This window comes from Haloarcula sp. Atlit-47R (assembly GCF_003665985.1).
Lineage (GTDB): Archaea > Halobacteriota > Halobacteria > Halobacteriales > Haloarculaceae > Haloarcula > Haloarcula taiwanensis.
Genome location: NZ_QPLQ01000057.1, coordinates 1 through 480 on the forward strand (window position 1 = coordinate 1; position 480 = coordinate 480).

Annotated in this window: 1 protein-coding gene; it reads right to left on the reverse strand. The window is 62.1% G+C overall.

The features are described 5' to 3' along the window. Positions 1-357, reverse strand: a 357-nt coding sequence (locus DVK00_RS20845) for an MFS transporter (protein WP_121578520.1), incomplete at its 3' end; no start/stop codon positions are given. Between the last annotated feature and the right edge of the window lie 123 nt (positions 358-480).

Genomic DNA, 480 nt, shown 5'->3' on the forward strand with positions numbered 1-480 from the left:
GGCGAGCGCGGTCGTGGTGAAAAGCGCGTTCCCCAGCCCCCAGAAGCCGCGGAGCACCGCGAGCGATTCGATGGTGGAGACGAGGGCGCACGCCCCCGCGAAGACGGCGACGGTGGCGAGACCCAAGAGGAGCGTCCGCTTGCTCCCGATTCGCGTGGCGAGCGCGCCCGCAATCAGGTTCGCAAGCCCCATGACGAGCAGATAGCTCGTGAACAGGAGTTCGACCATGAAATGCGAGGCCCCCAGTTCGCGGGCGATGCCCGGAAGAATCGGGTCGACGACGCCGATGCCGAGAAAGGAGACGAACGTTGCGAGTGCCGTTGCGAGAACGGCCGGGTGGAAATCACGAAGACCCATGTCGTGTCGGAACGTCAGCCGACGGATTAATCTATCGACTATATTATACGTGTGTGTCTCTCGTACCGTGGTATTCCAGTCACAAACGCTGCGGCAACACTCTCCGGGAGAAGAACCACAGCA